Annotated in this window: 4 protein-coding genes and 1 pseudogene; 3 read left to right on the forward strand and 2 right to left on the reverse strand. The window is 61.4% G+C overall.

All coding sequences use genetic code 11. The features are described from left to right. A pseudogene (locus EN893_RS29285) lies at nucleotides 1-368 on the forward strand (hypothetical protein); the annotation flags it as partial. 16 nt (nucleotides 369-384) lie between these two features. Here EN893_RS29285 and EN893_RS29290 read toward each other — a convergent pair. Both EN893_RS29290 and EN893_RS29295 read right to left on the reverse strand, forming a co-directional pair. After that, a complete protein-coding gene (locus EN893_RS29290; protein WP_127271109.1) occupies nucleotides 385-1,038 on the reverse strand; it encodes a hypothetical protein in 654 nt (217 codons plus the stop codon). Next, nucleotides 1,035-1,334 carry a DUF3572 domain-containing protein gene (locus EN893_RS29295; RefSeq protein WP_024503583.1) on the reverse strand — a complete coding sequence of 100 codons (300 nt, stop codon included), beginning with the start codon at nucleotides 1,332-1,334 and terminating at the stop codon, nucleotides 1,035-1,037. The genes EN893_RS29290 and EN893_RS29295 overlap by 4 nt, the downstream gene beginning before the upstream one ends. A gap of 246 nt (nucleotides 1,335-1,580) precedes the next feature. On the opposite strand from EN893_RS29295, the gene EN893_RS29300 reads away from it, so the two are divergent. Together EN893_RS29300 and EN893_RS29305 are read left to right on the forward strand one after the other, a co-directional pair. Continuing rightward, nucleotides 1,581-1,952 carry a response regulator gene (locus tag EN893_RS29300; RefSeq protein ID WP_127271107.1) on the forward strand — a complete coding sequence of 124 codons (372 nt, stop codon included), beginning with the start codon at nucleotides 1,581-1,583 and terminating at the stop codon, nucleotides 1,950-1,952. Nucleotides 1,953-1,985: 33 nt separating this feature from the next. Further along, the coding region (locus EN893_RS29305; RefSeq protein WP_128361996.1) for a response regulator at nucleotides 1,986-2,399 on the forward strand (414 nt) is incomplete at its 3' end.

Consider the following 2,399-nt stretch of genomic DNA (forward strand, 5'->3'; position numbering starts at 1 on the left):
GCACCGTGAAGAACAAGGACACGGAGATCGCGCTGGAAGGCGAGATGACATTCCCAGGCGAAAAGCCCGAAGGAAGCGTAACCGTCGATGTCGCCGGCTTCGACAAGCTTGTCGAAGGCCTGCAGGAAGCGGCAAAGTCGGAACCGGAGGTTGGCCAATACGTGCCAGTCGCTCTCATGGCGAAGGGCTTTGGCAAGACGCTGCCCGACGGCCGGCTGGAATGGATCGTCAATGCCAAGGCCGATGGCTCGGTCACCGTCAATGGCGTCATGCTGAAGCCCGCCGATCCGGCCGTGGACGACAGCCTGGATGATGGTGACGGCGCCGATGACAGCGGAGACGACAGCGGCGGCGCAGGTGCGAACTGAACCCTGAAGCTGGAGTTCAGAGCCCCAGCGCGCTTGCGATCTTGGGCGCTGCCTCGTGCCAGTCCTGGACGACGACCACATCGTCCGTCACCGGCGGCAGGAATGCGCGCAGCGAATTGTCGGCCATCAGGTGGAACAGTTCGGCGTCGGCGACCGATTCCCGTACCGACGCCAGATTGTGCGGCTGATCGTCGACGAAGACCACCGGTCGGCCGGCCTTGCCGCGAAGCTTGGCCACTGCCGGCCCTTTGGCCATTTCAGTGGTCAGAAGCGGGTAGCTCAGCCCAAGCGCGTCGAGATGGACGCGACGCACGGCACGGTGTTTGTGCGGCATGGCCGTCAGCAAGATGATTTCCGCGCGATCGCCAAGCCCTGCCAGGGCTTCTGACGCGCCGTCAGTAATGTTTTGCCAATCGGCTTGCGCGTCAAAGAAATCGGCCAGCAGTGCCGTGACTTCGGGCTGTTCGATCAGGCGGCCGCTGGCGGTCTCTGCGATGTTGCCGGTCAGCCGGAACGAGGCCAGCGTCAGGCCATAGCCGCGCGCCTTGAGGAAATTCGGAAACGGTCGGATGAATTCGAGCACGACATCGTCGACATCGAGGACAAGCAAGGGTCGGTCGTCGGCTGCCAGTTCTTCGATCTGGCGCGCGGTTTCCGGATCATCGCTCATATGGAATGCTCGTGGTTGTCGTCGCCCAGCGGCAGCGACCGCAAGGCTTTGCCGACAGCCGCCGGCGGGGTGCCGGTTTCCTCGGCAAAGCGCATCAGAGTCGGCTCGTGGGCGAGGATGAACTGCAGGACACCGGCCAGAAAACCCGGCTCGCTGGCGGCTTTGCGGATCGAATGGACCTCTATGCCGGTGATTGCCAGAAAGCGCGGCAGAAGCTCCGGATCGGAGGCGACGAAGCCCAGGGCCTTCACGGCAATCGATTCCGCTTCTTCGCGCATTGACGCTGCGTTTGCCATCACTACCTTCGGTGTGTGGAATGAGTCTCTCCCGCAGTAATGGCAAGAGTTGCTTGCGGCAAGCCATTAGAGCGTGGCGCGCCCTTTGGACGCGCAGGGGACGAGGTGGAATTCGCGCTGTTTTCCAGCCGCGGATTTCCGTTTCGTCAATCATATTGCCGTAAAGTGAAGCAGGGTTTGATGCGTTCAGACATGGGCGCATGACGGTTGCCTTCGAAGCGGAAGGGCAGCCGGGACGGGAAATCGATGCCGAAGAAGGTTATGATCGTCGAAGACAATGAGCTCAATATGAAGCTCTTTCGGGACCTCATCGAGGCAAGCGGTTACGAGACCGTGCGCACCCGAAACGGTCTGGAAGCGCTCGATTTGGCGCGCCAGCACAAGCCGGATCTGATCCTGATGGATATCCAATTGCCTGAAGTGTCGGGGCTTGAAGTGACCAAATGGCTGAAGGAAGACGACGAACTGCACGTCATCCCGGTCATTGCGGTGACCGCCTTCGCCATGAAGGGCGACGAGGAACGTATCCGCCAGGGCGGCTGCGAGGCTTATATTTCTAAGCCGATCTCGGTGCCGCGTTTCATCGAAACCATCAAATCCTATCTGGGCGATGCGTGATGTGCCCCTTCAGCCGAGCCGGAGCCTTGTGAAATGACTGCTCGGATCCTCGTCGTCGACGATATCCCTGCCAATGTGCGGCTGCTGGAAGTGCGGCTGCTGGCCGAATATTTCGAAGTGCTGACCGCCACCAACGGGCCGGATGCGATAGAGACCTGCGAGAACGGCAAGGTCGATGTCGTGCTGCTCGACGTGATGATGCCTGATATGGACGGCTTCGAGGTCTGTCGGCGGCTGAGGAGCGATCCGGCGACATCGCACATTCCGGTGGTGATGATCACCGCGCTCGATCAGGTCTCCGACCGCGTCCGCGGGCTCGAGGCCGGTGCCGACGACTTCCTGACCAAGCCGGTCAACGACCTGCAGCTTATGACGCGCGTCAAGAGCCTGGTTCGCCTGAAGTCGCTGACCGACGAGTTGCGGCTGCGCGCCTCGACGACGCGCAAC

It is taken from the genome of Mesorhizobium sp. M7A.F.Ca.CA.004.04.2.1 (genome assembly GCF_004022825.1).
Taxonomy (GTDB): domain Bacteria; phylum Pseudomonadota; class Alphaproteobacteria; order Rhizobiales; family Rhizobiaceae; genus Mesorhizobium.